Source organism: Bacillus paramycoides (genome assembly GCF_038971285.1).
Taxonomy (GTDB): domain Bacteria; phylum Bacillota; class Bacilli; order Bacillales; family Bacillaceae_G; genus Bacillus_A.
This window is the reverse complement of sequence record NZ_CP152429.1, coordinates 321,429-341,000: the sequence shown is the minus strand read 5'-3', so window position 1 is coordinate 341,000 and position 19,572 is coordinate 321,429. Positions and strand designations below refer to the sequence as shown.

12 protein-coding genes, 2 pseudogenes and 2 riboswitches are annotated in these 19,572 nt (G+C 33.6%); of the genes and pseudogenes, 5 read left to right on the top strand and 9 right to left on the bottom strand.

Going from position 1 to position 19,572, the window contains the following annotated elements:
- Window positions 1-287: 287 nt before the first annotated feature.
- A riboswitch (M-box (ykoK) riboswitch) is annotated at window positions 288-453 on the bottom strand.
- Window positions 454-960: 507 nt separating this feature from the next.
- Window positions 961-1,137: riboswitch (M-box (ykoK) riboswitch) on the top strand.
- 185 nt (window positions 1,138-1,322) lie between these two features.
- Window positions 1,323-2,449 (top strand): annotated as a pseudogene (locus tag AAG068_RS29285) (FtsW/RodA/SpoVE family cell cycle protein).
- Between the two features lie 216 nt (window positions 2,450-2,665).
- Here the strand turns inward: AAG068_RS29285 and AAG068_RS29280 are convergent.
- From AAG068_RS29280 to AAG068_RS29265, 4 genes are all read right to left on the bottom strand, one after another.
- Window positions 2,666-3,703, bottom strand: coding sequence for a serine hydrolase domain-containing protein (locus tag AAG068_RS29280; RefSeq protein WP_342720031.1), 1,038 nt, complete (start codon window positions 3,701-3,703; stop codon window positions 2,666-2,668).
- A gap of 641 nt (window positions 3,704-4,344) precedes the next feature.
- Window positions 4,345-6,135, bottom strand: a complete 1,791-nt coding sequence (locus tag AAG068_RS29275; protein ID WP_342720030.1) for a hybrid sensor histidine kinase/response regulator transcription factor — start codon at window positions 6,133-6,135, stop codon at window positions 4,345-4,347.
- A 4-nt stretch (window positions 6,136-6,139) separates the two neighbouring features.
- On the bottom strand, window positions 6,140-6,730 hold the full coding sequence (locus AAG068_RS29270) for a sensor domain-containing protein (protein ID WP_342720029.1): 591 nt from the start codon (window positions 6,728-6,730) through the stop codon (window positions 6,140-6,142).
- A gap of 784 nt (window positions 6,731-7,514) precedes the next feature.
- Window positions 7,515-8,675: a serine hydrolase domain-containing protein gene (locus AAG068_RS29265; protein ID WP_342720028.1), complete on the bottom strand. Its 1,161-nt coding sequence runs from the start codon at window positions 8,673-8,675 to the stop codon at window positions 7,515-7,517.
- A 534-nt stretch (window positions 8,676-9,209) separates the two neighbouring features.
- On the opposite strand from AAG068_RS29265, the gene AAG068_RS29260 reads away from it, so the two are divergent.
- Complete coding sequence (locus AAG068_RS29260; RefSeq protein ID WP_342720027.1) at window positions 9,210-11,240, top strand: serine hydrolase; 2,031 nt, start codon at window positions 9,210-9,212, stop codon at window positions 11,238-11,240.
- Window positions 11,241-11,555: 315 nt separating this feature from the next.
- Window positions 11,556-12,254 carry an exosporium leader peptide-containing protein gene (locus AAG068_RS29255; RefSeq protein WP_342720025.1) on the top strand — a complete coding sequence of 233 codons (699 nt, stop codon included), beginning with the start codon at window positions 11,556-11,558 and terminating at the stop codon, window positions 12,252-12,254.
- Window positions 12,255-12,837: 583 nt separating this feature from the next.
- Here AAG068_RS29255 and AAG068_RS29250 read toward each other — a convergent pair.
- From AAG068_RS29250 to hfq, 5 genes and pseudogenes are all read right to left on the bottom strand, one after another.
- A pseudogene (locus AAG068_RS29250) lies at window positions 12,838-13,571 on the bottom strand (Bax inhibitor-1/YccA family protein).
- A 40-nt stretch (window positions 13,572-13,611) separates the two neighbouring features.
- The gene (locus tag AAG068_RS29245) at window positions 13,612-14,442 is read right to left on the bottom strand and encodes an ABC transporter permease (protein WP_342720024.1); all 831 of its coding nucleotides are present in this window, start codon (window positions 14,440-14,442) and stop codon (window positions 13,612-13,614) included.
- Window positions 14,439-15,137, bottom strand: coding sequence for an ABC transporter ATP-binding protein (locus tag AAG068_RS29240; protein WP_342720023.1), 699 nt, complete (start codon window positions 15,135-15,137; stop codon window positions 14,439-14,441). The genes AAG068_RS29245 and AAG068_RS29240 overlap by 4 nt, the downstream gene beginning before the upstream one ends.
- Complete coding sequence (locus tag AAG068_RS29235; protein WP_147788011.1) at window positions 15,134-15,514, bottom strand: GntR family transcriptional regulator; 381 nt, start codon at window positions 15,512-15,514, stop codon at window positions 15,134-15,136. The genes AAG068_RS29240 and AAG068_RS29235 overlap by 4 nt, the downstream gene beginning before the upstream one ends.
- A gap of 856 nt (window positions 15,515-16,370) precedes the next feature.
- A complete protein-coding gene (gene hfq, locus AAG068_RS29230) occupies window positions 16,371-16,559 on the bottom strand; it encodes an RNA chaperone Hfq (protein ID WP_342720022.1) in 189 nt (62 codons plus the stop codon).
- 305 nt (window positions 16,560-16,864) lie between these two features.
- Between hfq and AAG068_RS29225 the strand changes: the two genes are divergently transcribed.
- Both AAG068_RS29225 and AAG068_RS29220 read left to right on the top strand, forming a co-directional pair.
- The gene (locus tag AAG068_RS29225) at window positions 16,865-17,287 is read left to right on the top strand and encodes an NUDIX hydrolase (RefSeq protein ID WP_342720021.1); all 423 of its coding nucleotides are present in this window, start codon (window positions 16,865-16,867) and stop codon (window positions 17,285-17,287) included.
- Between the two features lie 457 nt (window positions 17,288-17,744).
- Window positions 17,745-19,526 (top strand): M60 family metallopeptidase, encoded by a 1,782-nt coding sequence (locus AAG068_RS29220; protein ID WP_342720020.1) that lies wholly within the window; start codon window positions 17,745-17,747, stop codon window positions 19,524-19,526.
- Window positions 19,527-19,572 lie beyond the last annotated feature (46 nt).

Genomic DNA, 19,572 nt, shown 5'->3' with positions numbered 1-19,572 from the left:
GTTAACTCCTCCTCATATTGCTAAGGGAGACTCTAGAGTTTTCATGAGTGGTTTTGTTTTATTTTATCTGTCTTAAATTTTTTATTAGAGCAATAATAGTTACATTGCAATCAATTCATTAGTTAGAATTACCTCCTTTTTGAATATAGACAAGACAAGATAAAAATAAATAAAATTAAACAGAAAAACCTTTACTCAAAAAGGAGTAAAGGTTTTTTCACAATACAAATAAATGATTATTAAGACAGCTCTGCCAAAATCACAGAGGTGCCTTTCTATCAAATCGTATACCACTCCCTCGTTGAGTTTTAGCACTGTATAGCATAGGTTTTTATAACCAGCTACATTAAGAAGGGCCTTAATCCGACCGTTCCTGTTGACCCATTGGCGTCTCTCGACATTTTTGGGCAGCAGCGTTTCTCTATACAGGAGCCTCACCTAACAAAGTTTATTGAATTACTTCAAAATTTAAACCAGAATTTAATATTTGTCAAATGACTTTCAATTCCATTCATAAAAAAATCTTTTATAGAAAATGAAATTATATTTTATTATAAATTTAAAATTCCCCTTAAAAAACATAGAATTCAAATAGATTTAATTCGAAGAAACGTTATAAAACATATGAAACTTATTGTTTTTAATCAAATTCCAACTTTATAACAAAAGATGAATAATTAGTCATTCTGTATATTAAAAGAACATTCATAAAAAAATCTTCTTTTATAATTAAAATCTTCTTTACTGTTTATCAAATTTATATGGTTAAACTACTTAATCAAACTATACACTACAAGTCAAAAATATGTACTTATACGGAATGATTACATACATTTTCTCACATCATTTCTCAAAGGATTATATAGCGATAAAACATATAAAATTAGCATTACGGTTACTTGACAAGAAAAAAATATATATTTATGCTTGCTACACGAAACACACACATAAAAATTATATTGCTTAACCTGTTAGGTGAGGCTCCTATGCAAACACAGGCTATTGCCCAAAAATGTCGAAAGACGCCAATGGGTAGAACAGGAATTGTCGGATTAAGGCTCTTCTTAAGATAGCTAAGTAATGAATTTTCATTACTTTACGTTGTATAGTGCCAAAGCTCTACTAGGGGGAGAAAAGCCTTATTTAGTCCTGCCATTTTGAATCCCTCTAGTTACATCCTAGGGGGATTTTTGCGTAAAAAACAGGGAGTAAGCGATAAAATCTTTCTAAACAAAAGTCATATTTAGTAATTGACGAAAACAAGATTCTATTCATTAGCAAATGTAATATTATGTTTTGTTTTAAATGAGGAGGATATTAAAATGAAAAAAATATTAAAACTCGATTATCTATTGCTCCTCCCTCTATTCATAACATGTACCTTAGGTATTATCATGATGTATAGTGCGAGTTCCATTGTCGCTGTCCAGCATTACGGTTATAACAGTAGACACTTTGTTGATTCTCAATTAACAAAGCTACTTTTAGGAACAATAGGTTTCATAGTTTGTGCTATACTCCCATATGAAATATGGAAAAAACGAATAGTCTCAATCTGTATTATAGTTGGGGGATTTTTTTATTAATTATGGTTTTATGGAAAGGAAAAGTGGTAAATAATGCTCAATCATGGATCTTTGGAATACAGCCAGCTGAATTTCTTAAATTAGGAACAATACTTGTAACAGCCCGTTTTTTTGCATTACGACAAGAACAAGATAAAAATAACTGGAGTGGTATCGGAAAACTTTTAGTTTTTTTAGCTACAATTTTTTTTCTTATCTTTAAACAACCAAATTTAGGATCTGCACTTTTAATATTAGGTATAGGTTTTAGCATATTTCTTTGCTCAGGAATAAATATAAATCTACTAATCAAAAGAACTATCATCAGTTCTATTTTGTGGTTACCTATTTTATATTTCTTGATTCAATATAGTTTGTCAGAAGTTCAAAAGACACGTATTACTACGATTTTCAATCCCTTTCTTGATGCGCAAGGAAATGGATACCAGCTTGTAAATTCTTTTATTTCCATTGGCTCTGGAGGAATCACTGGTCGTGGATTTGGAAATAGCATACAAAAAACAGGTTATCTTCCGGAACCACATACTGATTTTATAATGGCAATAGTTTCTGAAGAACTAGGATTTATTGGTGTATTTATTATATTGGTTGGAGTTTTGACTATAGTACTTCGCTCCTTAAAAATTGCACAATTATGTGTAGATCCATTCGGCAGTTTTATAGCAATTGGTATAGGAAGTATGATTGGTATGCAATCTGTTGTAAATTTAGGTGGTATTACGGGACTATTTCCTCTTACAGGTACTCCATTTCCATTTGTAAGTTTTGGTGGAAGTTCTTTAATGGTCAATTTAATATCGGTAGGAATATTAATTAATATTTCAATTTTTAATAAAATTAAGTTTGATAATCATTATATGTAATTTTTATATTCTAATTAAAAAATTTAAAATCTGACCTCATTAATTAATCTATATTTAAAGAATTTCTAATTTATTTTTAACTGTATAAATATTAATATTTATGTTCCTTTTAATACGAAAAAAGGCAGGCATAAATATATGCTTGCCTTCCGTTCTCATAATCAATTAAACCTAAAACAACGTGAGGTCTAGATACTGTCTTCTACGCCCTATTTTTTACTTTTCTAAAACAATTTCTGCTATTTCATTAGCATATTTTTTAGAGTCAAATTCATCATAGTTACCTAGTACCACAACAGACAAATATTCTTTTGGAAACCGCATGAAGTATGAACGATAACCTGCCCAGCTACCTGAATGTTCCAAGTATCGACAGTTAAAACCTTCTGCAAGCCTTAGCCCAAAAGCATAATCTTCATTATCAATAATTATATCCCCAGTTGAAGAAATTTTCGGACCTATTTCGCTCATTCTTTTAGCAAGATTTTTTCCACCAACGGTACCTGTAGTTAAATTTTCTCCCCATTTTACCAGGTCTTCAACTGTTGTATGAACTGCCCCATCCCCTGTATGTTCCCAAGGGCTTTCATAGATTTTATATGTTCCTTGATCATTCCTCGAATATCCATTAGCAATTGAAATAGTAGTTGGGTAGCAAACCACAATTGTTGTGTCTTTCATGTGTAAAGGATCAAAAATACGTTCCTTTGCAAACTGACGTAGAGACTTGCCACTTACCTTCTCTACCACTAGTGACAATAAAAAATATCCTGTATTGCTATACTCAAATTTTGTTCCAACCGGGAACCTTGCAATTTGATGACTTTTAAGTTGTTCTAGCGATTCTTTTACAGTTAATGTGTCCGTATATTTAATATTTGCTACTTCAGCCAATTCCATATAATCAACTAGTCCACCCGTGTGATGAATTAGGTGTTTCAATGTTACAGGTTCAGCATATGCACCTATAGAAGGGACAAATTTTACAATTGAATCATCTAAACTCAATTTCCTCTCTTGTTCTAAGAGTAATATAGAAAACGCTGTAAATTGTTTAGAAACTGAGGCAATATTAAAAATACTTTTTGTGGTTATAGGTAAATTTTCCTCTATAGAAGCTAAACCAACTGCACCTTTATAAGTTACACCTTTATCAAAACTAGCAATATATGCAAAGCCAGGAGCTTTTGGTGAAAACTTTTTTAATAATTGTTTAATCGATGTATGCGTCTTTTCATTATATGTATTATTCACCTCAATCACATCCCCTTCCCTTTAAATGATTAGAAATATATTTTCCTGTTATCTTTTTCAATTACACATCTTACTTCAACTCAAAACAACATATTTTATATTTGACTACAATCAAGCACCGTCACACTGATTTCTTTAGTTGCTAAATTCTTCTCTTTATAGAAAGCTTGAATCTATTTAGTATTATTATCCCCTGATTTATGGAAATGCCTCTTTCAATTCTAAAACCACTCATGGAAACGGAATAAATATTTTCTAAATTTGATCAATAACATCTAAATCACAGATGTTATTGATCAAAATACCTATTTTGCTTTTAGGTTTAGGACAGATGTACTAGCGAATATGAAAACTATTTACCAGTCCTCTGTGAAGACAGGTTTGAATAAAATATTCATCGACCTTATACCTTGTTTCAATTTCAGTTATAGTCTACAACTGTTATAGTCATCGTCTATAGTGTTTAACTTTTTCGATATAAAAATCCGAATAGCCTTTTTAAACAACTATATTTATAAAAAAGCAGAGGGGTTCCAAATCTTTATTTTTCATTGTAATTTCAAATGTAGTATTAGGTAGTGATGCCCTGCATTATCTGTAAGTTCCCCATTGACTTCAGCTAACTAGTTCAAGTGACAGAGTCAAGAAAGCAATCCTATATCTTTTGCCTTTTGTACGGCTTCTTCTCGATTGTTAACTCCTAGCTTCTCATAGAGATTGGAGGCGTAATTTCTTACCGTTCCGTTTGACAAGTAAAGTGTCGAAGCTATTGTTTTATAACGGCTTCCTTGTGATAATAGCTCCAAAATCTCTAGTTCTCGCTTCGTTAATCCATACTCTTTTCCATCTGATCGTGATTCAAATAATCCTGTTTCTTCATTTTCTTCCCACATTCTATGGAACAAGTCATGATTAATCATCGCGCCTCCACGATAGACTAAACGAATTGATTCAGCTAGTTCACGCCCATCTATGGATTTCAATACATATCCATCCGCACCATTTCGTATGATTTCTTTTGCCCTTTCTGTATCCTGAAAGGTTGACAGAATGAGTACACGAATGTCCGGCCATTTTTTCTTAATCATTTTAGTTGCATGAACCCCATTCAGATTTGGCATCTCTAAATCCATTAATACTACATCTGGTTTTAGTCTCTCACACAATTCCAAAGCCCGTTCTCCATCTTCAGCCATTCCCACTACTTGTAAATCCTCCTGTACATCCAAAATTGTATGAAGACTTTCTCGGATAAAAGAATAATCATCGACAATACAAAGGCGGATTTGGTCATTAGACAGTTGTACTTGTTTCGGTAAAACACATGAAATTAATGTCCCTTCCCCTTTTTTGGAATAAACAATGACTCTTCCTTGTGACTGACTCATACGCTCTTTCATTGCAGTTAATCCAAAGCCATCCTTCCACTCTTCTACCCCACAGCCATTATCCTGTACATCCAATCTTATCTGTTGTGGTTCAAAATGAAGTGACACAATGATTTCTGTGGAATGTCCATGGCGAACAGCATTTGTTAGTGATTCCTGCAAGCTCCGATATAGTGTCATTTTTGATTGTTTGGAGACTATATACTCTTCCCCTATTATTCGAGTACGTACATTTACTTTTGCATGTTTCTTAAATTCCTCTGTCAATTGTTGTAATGTGGCAGCTAAGGGAAGCGATTCTTGTGATAAATCTAATTGGTGTAAATACAGTCTTACTTCTTCCATACTGTTACGGGCCAATTGTAATAATGAATCGAGCTGTTGCTCTCCTTCTTTAGACTTTAATTCCATACGCAATGTTTCCATCCCCATAATAATTGAAGTATAGGAATGCCCCATCGTATCGTGTAAGTCTTTTGAGAGCCTATCACGTTCCTCCAGTAATGTAATCCGCTCAACTTGAGATACGTATTGTTCCAATACATGTTTCTGGTTCCGAATAATTTCACTTTGACGGTAATTAATAGCCAGTAAACGAAAGAAAGAGCCCATAGCAAAAGCTAAACTGAGTTGTAGGATGATTACCCATAAATCTGTCACTTTGGAAAATATCGCAATGAGCAACGGGAACAAAATAATTGTGATAGGACCCGACCAGCGGTAAGATTTATGAACGCTATTTGCCGCAATCATAAAAGTTGGCATTAAAAAAGCAAGATACGCTGACGGAAATAATAAAGTTAAATAGAAACACACTCCGCCAAATAATATTATTTCAGTAAACAAATAATAGCGATAACTGAACATTAAACAAATCCAAGGTACTGAAAATGAAACGACTTCCCAAAGAATTATGATCCAAAGTGGTACTGTCAAATGATCTTGTTGTTGGATAGTCGCTGGTATCAATGATAGCCAAATAATAAAGCGTATACAAAGTAAGGCCCAATCATACCAAAACCATAGTTTCAAAGTCTTAAACAAATTATCACTCCTTTATAGCTTTAAACATGGAACGCGTGTACATTCCAATAATTCGAACCAAGCAGTTTCTAATAAGATTCTGTATCCAGATGAGAATAAAACCAACAATCATGACAGAAATTGCTGTCTCCCATGAATTCACAGCAATGCCCAATAAGTATATATTAAAATATCGAAAAAGTAATGGTGTAACGATACATACTAGCGGCATTACATACAGTAAAACAGCACATATAAGACTCATTATTCCGACAAAAAATTTCTGCATGAGCCAAAAAATAGCCTTCCAGTTGCTATTATTAAGGATTATATCCCTCGCTTTAATCCATTTATCTCCCTCCTCTTTTTTTCTTGGTTCGAATAACTCTATCGATATATCTGTATAAACCTTCGTCTGAATACGCTCATACTGAACAAACGTGTGAGTTGTTTGCAGCACCCAAGCCAACAAGGGAATACCCAAAAAGATAATCGTCATTACTAATGCAAATGTAATGCTGACCAGATAGAAACAAAAGTAAAAAAATCCGGATACAAAGGTAAATAACAAGAAATAAAAATCTTGCAAATTTTTTTGAGCTGATACTTTCGTCATTAAAATTTCTCCTCCTCATTCATTGCTAATACGTTAAAAGCTACTTTTTCAATTCTAAGTATTGTTCTGTCACATACGGTAGTGTCAAAATGTCATGGTTTGTATGACATAACTATCAATACAGCCTTATCCACTCAATTCTTGTTGTCCTTTATAAATGTGACAAAAGTTCACTATCTACTATGACTAACCGCTTGCTAGATATTCATCCTAAATTGAATCATAAAAAAATTGGATGATGGTATCCCATTATCGTTAGGCCAAAATATAACAAGAAATTCAACTTTATAATCTTTTTATGGAAACGATTCGAAGTATAACCTGATACATTTGAAGTTTCTGCATTTAAAGAAGGAACCTATTATGAAATATGATAGGTTCCTTCTTTGTTATATAGGGGAATCATACCTATTCAACAACTTAAGAAATTAATTGTTCCCAAAAACGAAAAAATGAACCAAAATCTCATAAATAACTGTAGAGGAATAAACTTTTCATTATGGGGGCAAATAAAAGTCTTAACTTGATAGCGATGTAGCGATACCCCAGATCCATCCACTTAAGAAATTGTTTTACCCCAAAATATAAAAAACGTTATCCTTTCCTATGATTCTAGAGAAAGAATAACGTTTTTTCATGTTACGGAGAATTTTGTTTTATTAGCTTAATAGCATTCACCACTTTAATTTCAAAAAAATTTAAAAGGAAGTTGTTTTTTTGAACCAGAAAGGTATATTTTAAACTATAAAAACTATGCCAAAATTTATCCGGTTTTCCTTTTTACCTACTTGCTAAATTCAGCAAGTAGAATATTTTTAAAAGGATCAGGACTATTAACTATGCGGTTGTTTAAGTTGATTGCCAATGTATGCTTTCCTCCAAGTGTGCCTCCAGCAAGAGTAATAAAACCTGGAGCGGCACCTGCATGTCCCCATATCGAGACACCCTTTGGAAGTTTAGTTTCATAGATTCCAAGACCATAACCATCAATTCCCGCCATTCCTGTAGGAACTGTAGTAAGCATTTGTTTTAGTTGCTGTTCCTTTAGTAATTTTCCACTAAGCAAGTAAGAGAAAAATTTGTTTAAGTCATCAGCAGTAGAAATTATATCTCCATCGGAGTTACCTGGGTAAGAATAAGTAACGTCTTTTAGCTCCCTTTCTCCGTCATATCTTTCATATCCACGGGCATGATTGGTACCTGGGATAACAGTTGAATTACCAGGTAGGAATGTATTCGACAATTCGAGCGGTTCAACAATCCGATTTTCAACCTCTTCTGCATAGCTATTTCCAGTTACTTTTTCAATAAGGATACCCAATATTACGTATCCCGTGTTTGAATAAGACCAGCCCTTACCTGGGGCAAAATCTGGGGGAAGAGAAATTCCCATCTTTACTAATTCATCGGCCGTATACATTTTTTTTGTATCCATAATATCATAGTCTTTTGACTTTAAGTATTCAGCAATCCCACTTGTATGATTCAATATCTGCCGAATCGTAATCTGGTTACCATCATAGCCGTTTCCTTGAATAACGCCAGGCAACCATTTTTCGATGGAGTCGTCTAGATTCAAGCGGTTCTCTCCAGCCAATTGAAGTAGAACTGTTGCAATAAATGTCTTCGTCACACTGCCAATACGAAAGCGATAATCTGCTTTCATTGGTTTCTTGGTTCTCAGATCTGCTATACCAGCGGCATAACTCCACGTTTTTCCACCCTTATAAATAGTAGCGAGTATTCCAGGGTATCCAAGTTGTAGTGTATCCCGCATTGCTTTCTTGACGGAAGTACGATCTCGTTGAGTATTTGTTTGTAACGAACTAGATACATTTTGATCAGACTCTGCTTTTACAATTGAGCTTGGTGTTGTGTATATTAGGGAACTTCCAGCTATTAAAAGGGTCAGACTTGCACTCGTAATTTGCCTACTTGTTTTCATAAGATTCTCCCGCTCCTCTATTCATATTGTGTAGATGGTTATTAGCTGTTTCATACTAAGCACACAGCTATCATCTCTATTAAAAGTTCAATATTACATTTGTAATTATCTTGCTAATTATTTTTTTACAAATGCCATTGTATTCTAACAAACGATAAATTCCTCTTTTTCCACATGTATGTTAATCCTAGAAGAACCACTCTTATTACTGGTTTGTTTTTCATAAATAAATCATACCTGTTTCCCCTTTCATGCCTCATTATATTTTTTAACATACACAATGTAGATCTCCCCTCCTTATTTATTGTTAATGCGTTAAAAACTGCTCCTTGATTCTAAATGTTTTTCTGTCACACACGGTAGTGTCAAAATGTCATGATTTTTATGACATAACTATTAATACAGCCTTATCCACTCAATTTTTGTTCTCCTTTATAAATATGACAAAAACTCACTACCTACTATGGCTGGCCTCTTGCTACACTCTGTTCATGCGCTAATAAAAAAACAAATCAATTAAAGGAGCGTACAAAAATGAAACAAGCAATTAACAAACTGGGGATTGTTGCAGTTCTTCTTTCTTCTTCAACAATGATTTCTGCGTGTTCCCAACAATTATTAGAAGCTGAAAAATCAAAACCATTAGCATCCTCGACTAATATTCAAATGATGGAAGGACCTAATAATAAAAAAGAAATAGAATCTTTTGCTGATCCGTTATTTGAAGAAAAAATGAAGAAGTATAATGTGAACGGTTCTAGTTTGGTCGTCGTTCATGATGGAAAGGTCGTTGTCAATAAAGGGTATGGATATGCCGATAAAGAAAAGAAAATCCCCGTCACTAAGGACACGGTCTTTCAAATCGCTTCAGTCTCAAAAACTTTTACTGCTTTGGCTGTGATGCAGCAAGTCGAAAAAGGAAAGCTTAAACTAGATCAAGACGTACAAAAATATCTTGGTGGATTACAAATCCCTAATCAAACAGAGAAACCTCTCACCCTGTTTGATATGCTAACTTATACTAGCGGGGTAGATTTTCCGGACCTCACAAATATAACTGGACCTGAATACGTTCATAATAGTATACCAATGAAAGAATTTTTCTCTAAACATATGCCAACGGTGATACGGCCACCAGGGGAAGCTTATACGTATGACAACGTCTCATTTGCGCTCGCAGGGTTTGCAGTAGAGAATGCTACTAACACCCCTTTCTCAAAATATATGGAAAAAAATATTTTCAAACCATTAGATATGAAATCTACGAGTATGAGCTTTACGCCTGACCTTCTCGAAAGAATGGCTACACATTATGGTCCCACTGGTGATCCGATTCCAACAAGTGGGAGTGGTTTAAGGGATACACCACAAGGAGGCATTTTATCTACTGCGGAAGACATGTCAAAATACATGATTATGCAACTACAGAAAGGAACGTTTAAAGACAAAGAAATTGTAAGTAAAAAAAGCATAGATATGATGCATGCCTATCAAGTTTTTGATGATAAGACAATTCCTGTTGCGACAATTGGATTTGAAACGCCTTTTAATGAATTTGCTAATGGTCAACATGTTGTAATGAAAGGAGGAAGTATGCCTGGACATCAATCACTGCTGATTTTAGTGCCTGAACAAAAAACAGCATTCTTCATGTCTTACAATAATGATTCAATGATGAGTATAGACATATATGAAGCTCTAATGGATCACTATTTCCCTGCTAAGAAGAATGAAGTAAAAACAAGCTATCTCCCGTTAGAGGAAAAAGAGGCTCATAAATACTTGGGTTTATTCCAAAATACACGTTTCGCTACCATTCGCACTCATTTTACTTATGAAAATGGGAATTTGATCATGAAGGGTGGTACAACGGGAAAACAAGTTCTTAAAATGATTCATCCGTTATTATTTGAGGATTCAGAAGGTAATAAAGTCGCTTTCAAAAAAAATTCGGCTGGAGAAATTGCATATTTTCATTACAACTCTCCTAAAAGCTATGATTTTGTAGCAGATGCTCAGAGAATTAACAACAAACCACCTTTTGATGACGTGCCATCAAAGAGTAAATATAGAAGTCACATTGATAATCTTCATGCTCTAAATATTATGGGTGCTAAAACAGATAATCTATTTAATCCGATGGACACCATGACACAAGGAGAATTTGCGGATACGCTGTTGCTTGCTCACGGATGGAACGGTTTTCCAGACGAATCCAAGGAGGCAAGGGGAAAAATGATGAATGGAATTCCAGAGTATAACCCTGCTACTCCGATTACCCGACAGGTCGCAGCAACCATGATTCAAAACGTAAAGCAAATTCAAGACCTGAAAATGATTCAAACTGATAAAGTTAGTAAAGTTAAATTACTTGATGCCGCAGATGATTGGGCAGTTCAATCTATTCAAGCACTTGCCTCCCAAGGAATTCTAGACCCTGATACTTCCATCAATGCTGACGGATCCTTTATATTCCGTCCGAAAGATGTGTTACTGCGTCAAGAAGCAGGTGCCTTACTGGATTTAGCTTTTGGCTATTATGCATTGCCTATTAAACGACAGTAGATATTTATTCTAATTTAAATAGTAAAAAATGGGATGCTAGTATCTTATCAATATCAAGCTAACAAATGCAACAGATCCAGTGTATTTTAGCATACTTGTAACTATAGTAGTATCAATAAAATGTAGATTAGATTACAAATTGTGGATATGAATATTACATGTCTTTTTTTCAATTGAATATCGACAGTGAAAATATTCGCAACCATCTGCTGTATTGTTTAGAAAAAATAAAAAAGAGATCCGATAGGTTCTTTTGTCATAATTGATTCCACAATGCATATATTTAGTATGATAAGCGTTTTTTGGAGGTGACGTATGTCAGAAGAAAAAGATTTACAAGGTGCGGCATTAGACCCAAGCTTACTCGGTCCGACACTTCCACCTATTCCACCATTTACTTTGCCTACAGGACCAACGGGACCTACAGGAGTAGCCGGAATAACAGGCCCCACGGGACCAACGGGACCTACAGGAGTAACCGGAATAACAGGCCCCACGGGACCAACGGGACCTACAGGAGTAACCGGAATAACAGGCCCCACAGGACCAACGGGTCCAACTGGATTAAACGTAATTGAATCTGCATTTAGAGCTTCTAAACAAGGGCCACTAGAGGCACAAGCATATACCGCAGGGGATGATTTAGTTCTTACATTTAATAATGAACAATTTGATTTTGGAAATGAATTTGACAGTGTTTCAACATTCCAACCAAATCAAGACGGAGTATATTCATTAGCAGCAGGTGTAAGATTTAGCCCTAGTAGTACATTAGTTAGTTATGGGTTTTCATTCAATATTTTTCTTAACAATGTTGAAGTTATAGTTGCAACTAATGATGTGGATTTTTTTGCCGACTTACTTGTGAATATTTCCACTATATATGGATTAAAAGCAGGAGACAGTGTGCAAGTTATATTTCGTGCTACTACAAATGGAAGTATTGTGGGCAATCAATTTAATCCAACATTCTTTGCGGCATCAAGATTTCCTTTTACAAGCCCGATTTCATAAACTTATTATTGTGTATGAAACAAGAGAGCCAAATGGCTCTCTTGTCATATTTGGGGTATCACCACATCCATCAACTTAAGAAAAGTAAACACCCCAAAAACAAAAAATTGACTTCTCAAAAAAACTAACTGTAGAGAAAGAAAAATTTCATTTAGTGGGTACTTCAAAACCTTAGCTTGATGGTGCTACCCCATCACCATCAAGCTAAGAAAATACAACTACTCCCAAAAAGAAATTTAGTGCTAACTTGTATTAAAAAAGCCCATTTTTTTATTTTTGGATGTTATAAAACCTTTAAGTTGATGGGCATAGGGTAGCGCCAACAAAACGCGAATTTCGTACGCTAAGCAATTTTTCACATAGAAAAAGCCGAATTCCTGTAAGCTAAGGGGGAATCAGTTTTTTACTGTTAATTTGTTTATAGTGGTCGAAAGAAGATTATAGAAAAGAGCGGCTGAAAGGTTATAGGTATGAGTTGAAGTTGTTGTAAAGACCTTCATACATTCTCCACTGACTAACGTGACCTAATTGATACTACGAAATACAAAAACATCCTGCATGTTTGAACCATGCAGGATGTTTTCTAGTCTTTGTTTTTCATAATGTAAGAAACCAGACGAAGGATCTCCAGGTATAACCATACTAATGTCATCATAAGCCCTACTGCGCTGTACCATTCCATATACTTTGGTGCTCCACTATGAGTACCATGTTCAATTGAATCAAAATCTAGTAATAAATCTAATGCAGCAACAACAATTACAATTGCACTTATGATAATACTAATTGTCCCACCTTGATGAATATATGGAACAGTCACCCCTAAGATGCTCAATAAGAAAACAATAAAATACATAATAAAAATTCCAAGTGTTGCAACCGTTACAACCGCACGAAACTTTTTAGTTACTTTTACTATTCGAGTTGCGTATAACACTAACATTGCAAATAAAATCGAAATTGTTAGTAATACGGCAGTTAAAGCGATAGAATCACCAAAGCGCATTGTATAATATGCTGAAATACTTCCTAATAAACCCCTTGTAATATTGCGTAAATCGGTGCGCAAATTGGGGATATGCGCGGAATGAATATAACTACAAAAGCGACAATTAGAGTAACTATTATAATTCCAATTAACACGGGTATTTTCATTGTCCCTTGTGTCATCTGTACGTAGGAATAGACAGACGCTGCAAGAAGTAAGATAAGCATAATAAATGTTTTTACTATCGTTCCGCCAATAGTCATCGTAGAAGCATTTGTCTTCTCTTTATGAAATTTGTCTTTTTTTAATATTGGATTAGATGTTTTCATTATTTCCTCCTAAAATGTATTTTGCGTTTAAAGTGAATTTTTATATCTCTAATTTCTTATTGATAATGCGACCTGTAATCGCTACGAGTACAATTATTAACAAGCAAGTAAAACATAGACCCAAAATAGTGAAATCTTCAATAGGGTAAAATGATGTATCAAAAAAATCATTCTTATCCATGAACCTAGAACTTTTAATAGTAACTGCATATTTCTCTAAATTACTTAACACATTCATTACTATTGTTTGTATTGTTGAAAAGATAGCAACAAAAATAATGAATAAAATTATTTTACTCATCCATGACTTCACTGGAAACAGCCTTATAATGGCTATGGTAAAATAACAAGAAATAAGGATACTCATGAAATCGATTCCCCATAAAAGAAAAGCAAATATGTGTTGGAAGATTCCGTAACTATACAACTTGTGATATTCTTGTCGAAATTCTCCGGTTACTTCCCCACCATAAAGACTGGGATTATAACCAATTACTTTTCCATCATAAAGACTTTGTGAAAAATAATATGAAAAAATTAAGCCTATACCTAATAAAATAATAAACATTAATGTAAAAAATAATAAATTCGCATATATATATTTTCGGGTTGGGATGGCTGTATAACGAATCATAGAATTTTTTAATATTTTATTGAAAGAAGGCAGCGCTATTAGAAGAAGTAAAAATGCAGCTATACCAATTATTATTAGGTATATGAGTAATGCTAAATCCTTTATAAACGGAGGTAGTACCCTTGAGAGTCCTATCGTACTAAATAAAAGAAGTAAAGAAATAATAATAAAACCAGAATAAAAGACTGCTATTTTTTTTCTATTGCACTTATATAAATAGAAAAAAAGTGGGTTCATTGCTCAAACACCTCCCTAAACAACTCATGTACCGCTTTCCCGTGATGAAAACGAATTTCCTCTACGTTTTCATGTAATACAATAGTTCCGTCTTTTAAAAAGATTACTTCATCAAATATATTTTCGATTTCTTCTATTAAATGAGTTGAAATGAGAATGGTACAATCTTCTCGGTAAAATTTAAGAATTAAATCTAGTACATGTTTTCTAGAAACAAGATCAATTCCACCCAATGGCTCATCTAATATATATAACTTTGCTTTCCTGGAGAAAGTTAAGATAAGTTGTAATTTTTCCACTCCACCTTTTGATAAAGCAACTATATGCTCTTCTAATGGCATTTTAAACTCAGCTATTAAGTCCATTGCTTGATGAAAATCAAAATCACTATAAAAATCCTGATAGAAAACTACAGCATCTTTTATCGTCATCCACTCGTCAAAAACAGGACTATCAGGCATAAATGAAACAGTTTTCTTTGTTTCTATTCCTACCTTCTGACCTTCAATTGTGATAGTTCCTTTAGAAGGATAACGCAAACCAGCAATCATTTTTAATAATGTCGTTTTTCCGCTACCATTATCACCAACAAGACCAATAATTTTCCCTTCAGAAATTGTTGCACTTAAATCTTGAAGCACTGTTTTTAAGTTATATCTTTTCCACAGATTTTCAATTTGTAATAACTCTGTCATTCGTTTTCCTTCCTTTTCTTTTCTAATGAAGAATGGAGAATTGGAAGAATTTCTTCGTTCGTAAATCCTAAATTGTCCATTCCATTTATAAAATTATCAAGCAACTCTGTTGCCATTTCTTTGCGTAGTTCAGTAATCTTTTCTCCTTCACTCGTTACAAATCTCCCTGTTCCCCTTCGTGTCACAGCAATACCTTCTCGTTCTAGCTCTTGAAATGTGCGTTGAATCGTATTGGGATTCACTTGTAATTCACTGGCTAGTTCACGTACAGCTGGGATTTTATCACCCGGTGCTAAACGACCTGTTACAATTTCCTTTTTTATGTATTCCATTACCTGTATATAAATTGGGATATTAGGAGAAAACTCAATTTCCATTTCTCCCCTCCTCAGTATTAGTGTACTAGATGAATAATACACTAATACTGATTGTGTGTAAATGGTAATTTTTCCAAACTATATATAATAAATAAAAGATGATATCTGAAAGAAATATGGCCAAAACCCAGTTCTTAAACTCATTACTAAAAACAAAATCCCATAACAAACATTAAATGTCGTTTATGAAAATTTGTTAACATACGGTAAAACCCAGTTTTTTAACTTAGAAATTCCTTAGCATACGAAGTTCACGTTTAGTTGGCGAGACCTCATTATTAATTCGCCTATTAATTTAAATGTAGCTCTGTTAATCTCGAAATACAATTTACCAACTCTGAATTTTATTTTCATCTGCCTCACTCTCTTTTTTGATTTGATAAATCATTTTAGTTAATCGGACACGTAAATATAATTTTTAAGCTGTTCGAGTGTTTTTATGTAAAAGTAGCAATTGTTCATAACAACCAAAATAACAGTGTTTTGAATGTATACCTTTTTGGATGTTTATTCGATATTCAAAATTAACAAAAAATAAATTATAATAAAAATATGATGGTTATCCTTTTGTTTTTGGATTTTAGATACAAAAAAAAGAATCCTTAATAGCTTAAGGATTCTGCAACAGAAAAGAACAAATATATAATAATAAAAAGAATTACTTATATTATAATTTAAAAAATAAGACAAATACATTGAGAAAATTCGGAACGAATTGAATATTTCTATACGCTTATTTATAATTGATTAAGAGCTGGAGTAGTAATCTGTCATCTGTTCCTTTTTTAAAGAAGATTGATCTCAATCTTCTATTTTTTTGTGTTTTTTCCACTTCCCTCGAAAAAAGGAAAAAGAATTACTTAAGAATTGTGGAAATAGCTTGCTTATAGACTAGTTGTTGCTTACCATGAACGATCATAAGAACGGTAAATTTATCGGTTGCAAGGATCTGCCCACGTAAGGGAACCCCATTCTTTAAAAATATAGTGATATCCCCTTTTTTCTCTTTTAATTGTTCATACATATCTTCTTGTAAGTTATACATGAAATGCGCCTCCTATTTTTATCTACTTTTCTTTTAATACTTGCTACTATACAACAATCGTATCACATTTAAATTTAAATACCGCTCTAGGTACATATTTCGCAAGAAATCTATCAAAAATATAAACAAAATGTCCATTTTACATGAAGAGGTACTGCCAACACTTCGGAAAGACCCACGCTAAGGATTTTTGAACCATTTTAACGCTAATTAAAATTGTGTTGTATTAGGCGCTAGTTAAATTTAAAAGATATCATTAAAATAAGGTATAATGTAGATTTTAATTTTTTAATGGAGGAAAAATTATGGAACGAGTCGATGTAGTATATGCACTTATTTATGATGATACAAACAGAAAAATTCTTATGGTCGGAAACAAACGTGAAAATGCTAGTGAATGGAGCCTCCCAGGAGGGGCAAGAGAAAGTGGAGAAACCTTAGAACAGGCAGTTATCCGTGAGACATTTGAAGAAACAGGGTTAACGGTTGAAATTAAAGATGTATTTGCTATTAATGAAAAGTTTTTTCCACATGCACATGCTGTAATATTCACCTTTGTAGCTAGAATAGTCGGAGGCGAAATATCTATTCAAGACAAAAATGAAATTACTGATATTAGTTGGATAAACATAAAAGAAGCTGAAGAAATTATCTTTTACTTTCCTGATGGCGTTCATAATTTATTAGAAAAAGGACTAGTAGCTCCTTACTACTTCCAAACTAAGTAGAACAAAAAGAGCGATTAAATAGTTTAAAACATTTAGAAAGCTAATTCTATCTATATATGGAGTAGCACCACATGCCCATCAAGCTAATATTTTGCAGTACTCCCAAAATAAAATTTTTATCTCTTGATAGTTAATTATGTAAGTTCGGCTCGTATTGAAACAACTGATATCTCAATTTGATGATTATATGGCGGTACCTCATATCTACCAACTTAAGAATACTAACTTCCTCTAAGTGTAAAAATCATTATTACTTTTAAACAAGCTAGATTATTAGAATAGAAGACGTTTTTTCTTTACGGTTCATAATCAAATTATTCTCCCATTAAAAAGCCCTTAAAGTAGATTTTTTCTCAATACCTATTTTTTTCTAATAAATGTATATTTTATACAGATGATATCTTAATTCATCTAAAATATTTATTAAAAAAACAGGAATGAGAAAGGATTGATTTATATGAATAGAAAAAAGAACGTCAGGTTACAAAAGCCAATAAAGGTGCTTGCGTCATCCGCTATTTTGACAACTGCGTTATTTACACCTATTATGACAAACCATCTAAGTGTATATGCTGAAACAGCTTCTGTACAAATTGCAACGCAATATGAACAAAGAGAGTTTGACTTGCCAGGTACAGGAAGTTTTTGGGATGACGCAAAAAGAGAAAAAAGAGGTGAGCAAAAAAATTATATGCCAACAGGAATTTATGTAAAACCTAATGAGCAGGTTACTATTACAGTATCAGGAACGCAAAAGATTAGAGCCATTATTGGCACACATCAATATGATAAAGAATGGGGAAAAGAAATTGACCTTTCTCCTGGCTCTAATACCATCTCTTCTCCAAACGGTGGCGTATTAGGATTTGATAATTATCAAAGTACAGGAACAGTTAAGGTGCAGGTAACACAAGGCGGTAGTCCTATTCCATTCTTTGAATTAGGGAAACACACGAAAGAAGACTGGATTGCCATGATGAATAAATATCCAAATGCACATGCGGTACAATTGAAATCAGAACGAGCAGTACTAACTGTAACTCGTGATAGTGCCAATAAATATATTGTAAATCAAGATCCTGTTCCTCTATTAAATAAATATGATGAAATGATTCGGGCACAAGATAGGATATCGGGGTTATCTGAAACAAATCCTAATCCTTTACATCGTTCAACTCGTCGTATATGGGCCTTTGTAGAAAATCCTAACGCACAAAGTTGGGGCATGTATGCAAGTTGGGATGGAGCTGTCTTTACGACTGCTGGTGAAGCAATCAAAAGTACTTTAAATGTAAATGAGTTTGGATGGGGACAAATGCATGAAGCGGGACATGCAAGACAACAATATCCATGGACGTGGAATGATGTGAGAGGTATGGGTGAAGTAACTGTTAATCTATATTCTTTAGCTGCATTCAAGAAAATATACCCAAATAAACCAACACGTTTAGATACAGAGGGAGATTATAATAGAGCTTTTGCTTATTTAAAACAAACGAATAAAGAATATAAAAATATTGATGACCTGTTTGTAAAACTTGTTATGCTTTGGCAGCTTCATTTGGCATATGGGGATGATTTTTATCCAAATCTTCACAAATTATATCGTGAGATACCAGAAGATCAAATTCCAAAAACAGACGAAGATAAAATACAAGCTTTTATTTACAATACATCGAAAATAGCAAAACAAAATTTACTTCCATTTTTTGATCAGTGGGGATTGAAGGCAACCCAAGAAACGAGACAAAAAGTAGAATCTTTAAATAACCCAACATTAGTTGCACCTATATGGGAAGCAACGGATGCTAAACCTGTTAAACCACTTGCTGTATTGTCTAAAAAAATAATGAAGGCAAGTGCAAATAGTGAGGAAGCAACGGCTTCAGCTAGTAAGGCGATAGATGGAAAAACAGATACATTTTGGCATAGTAGTTGGACACCAAATCAATATCCGTACAATTTGACACTAGAACTTGGCGATACACGTACCATTTCACAATTGGCATATCTTCCAAGGCAAGATGGTTCAGAAAATGGCCGTATTTTAACTTACAATATTTACACGAGTGTAGATGGCGTTAAGTATGACAAAATATCATCAGGAATATGGGAAAATAATAGCAATAAGAAAACGGCAACATTCGCCCCAGTTACTGCAAAATATATGAAGGTAGAAGTAACGAATGGACAGAATGGATTTGCTTCAGCAGCTGAAGTAGATATTTTGGGATATTAAATATTATTTATAGAAACGGCTGAGATTCTTCAATTGTTTGAGAGAC

Coding starts and splice junctions, on each gene's coding strand:
- AAG068_RS29265 (WP_342720028.1), bottom strand. CDS start 8,675: ATGAAAACAAGTAGGCAAATTACGAGTGCAAGTCTGACCCTTTTAATA.
- AAG068_RS29245 (WP_342720024.1), bottom strand. CDS start 14,442: ATGAACCCACTTTTTTTCTATTTATATAAGTGCAATAGAAAAAAAATA.
- AAG068_RS29220 (WP_342720020.1), top strand. CDS start 17,745: ATGAATAGAAAAAAGAACGTCAGGTTACAAAAGCCAATAAAGGTGCTT.
- AAG068_RS29225 (WP_342720021.1), top strand. CDS start 16,865: ATGGAACGAGTCGATGTAGTATATGCACTTATTTATGATGATACAAAC.
- hfq (WP_342720022.1), bottom strand. CDS start 16,559: ATGTATAACTTACAAGAAGATATGTATGAACAATTAAAAGAGAAAAAA.
- AAG068_RS29260 (WP_342720027.1), top strand. CDS start 9,210: ATGAAACAAGCAATTAACAAACTGGGGATTGTTGCAGTTCTTCTTTCT.
- AAG068_RS29255 (WP_342720025.1), top strand. CDS start 11,556: ATGTCAGAAGAAAAAGATTTACAAGGTGCGGCATTAGACCCAAGCTTA.
- AAG068_RS29235 (WP_147788011.1), bottom strand. CDS start 15,514: ATGGAAATTGAGTTTTCTCCTAATATCCCAATTTATATACAGGTAATG.
- AAG068_RS29240 (WP_342720023.1), bottom strand. CDS start 15,137: ATGACAGAGTTATTACAAATTGAAAATCTGTGGAAAAGATATAACTTA.
- AAG068_RS29270 (WP_342720029.1), bottom strand. CDS start 6,730: ATGACGAAAGTATCAGCTCAAAAAAATTTGCAAGATTTTTATTTCTTG.